Source organism: Caulobacter sp. P1_B12_2 (genome assembly GCF_056406675.1).
The window spans coordinates 1-1,086 of sequence record NZ_JBFTZS010000776.1 but is presented as its reverse complement, the minus strand read 5'-3'; the positions used below and the strand labels follow the sequence as shown (position 1 = coordinate 1,086).

Annotated in this window: 1 protein-coding gene; it reads right to left on the bottom strand. The window is 71.7% G+C overall.

Annotated elements, in window-relative coordinates:
* Positions 1–225: 225 nt before the first annotated feature.
* A partial coding sequence (locus AC1DZ6_RS25685) for an alkaline phosphatase family protein (protein WP_477099910.1) occupies positions 226–1,086 on the bottom strand: 861 nt, incomplete at its 5' end.

Genomic DNA, 1,086 nt, shown 5'->3' with positions numbered 1-1,086 from the left:
CGGGGCCGGCGCGCAGGCCGCCGGGCCRGGTCGGTTGTCGAGCACCTGGTATCTGACCCGCAGGTGAGCGGCGATGCTGTCGAGCTGGGCCTGGGTGGGCTGAGCACGGGCGGCGGTGGTCGTCAGGAGCGCGAGGGCGGTAAGCGCGATCAGGCGTCGTGACATGGAGCCTCCCGGGGTTCGCCCAACCCTAACCTCGTCTGGAGAGGGTGCGCGAGTCTCTGGCTAGCAGCCAGGCCCCGCCCCTAGCGGCAAGCACCGCCCGTCCACGTCACCCGGCGCCGTCACGCCCGTCACCGCCGCGATGGTCGGGGCGATGTCGACGGTCTCGATGGGCAGCACTCGCTCACGCGCCGGGCCGCCCTTCCACCAGAACAAGATCGGCACCCGACGGTCGTAATTCCAGGGGCTGCCGTGGCTGGCCACGTAGCTGACGCCGGGCGAGGCCGGGGTCTGGTAGGGCTGGAAGGCCACCAGGATGTCGCCCACCCGGCCGGGATAGGCGCTGCGGCGCATGCGCTCGGCGACGCTGATCTCGTCCGGCGGCGTGCCCTTGGGCGGCGGGGCGGCGGTGACCAGGGTGTTGGAGTCGTAGGCGGCGAACACCTCGGTTCGCTTGGCCAGGATCGCCAGGGCCGCCGCGGTGACCTGGGCGTGATCGCCGACGCTGGGCGCCTTGCCGTCAGCTCCGACCACGTACAGCGACTCGATGCCCCCGGCCTGGACCAGCGGGTCATAGGCCAGCTGCAGCTGCTCGCGGACGGCGGCGTTTAGGTCCTTCAGCCATTGCACCGGCGGCACGCGGCCGGCGTCATAGCCCTGCTGGGCCAGGCGCTCGGGGAAATCCGATCCGCCATGGTCGGCGGCCAGCACGACCAGGACCTGGCCCTTGACCTTGTCCAGGCTGTCGAGGAACGCGCCCAGCCGGTCGTCCAGCCGCAGCAGGTGGTCGCACATCTCCGGCCCCTTGGCGCCGTAGCGGTGGCCGATGAAGTCGGTGGCCGACAGGCTGATGGTCAGCACGTCGGTCGCCTCGCCGTCGCCCAGCTTGAATTCGTCGCGCAGGACCTGGGCGGCGTCCAGGGT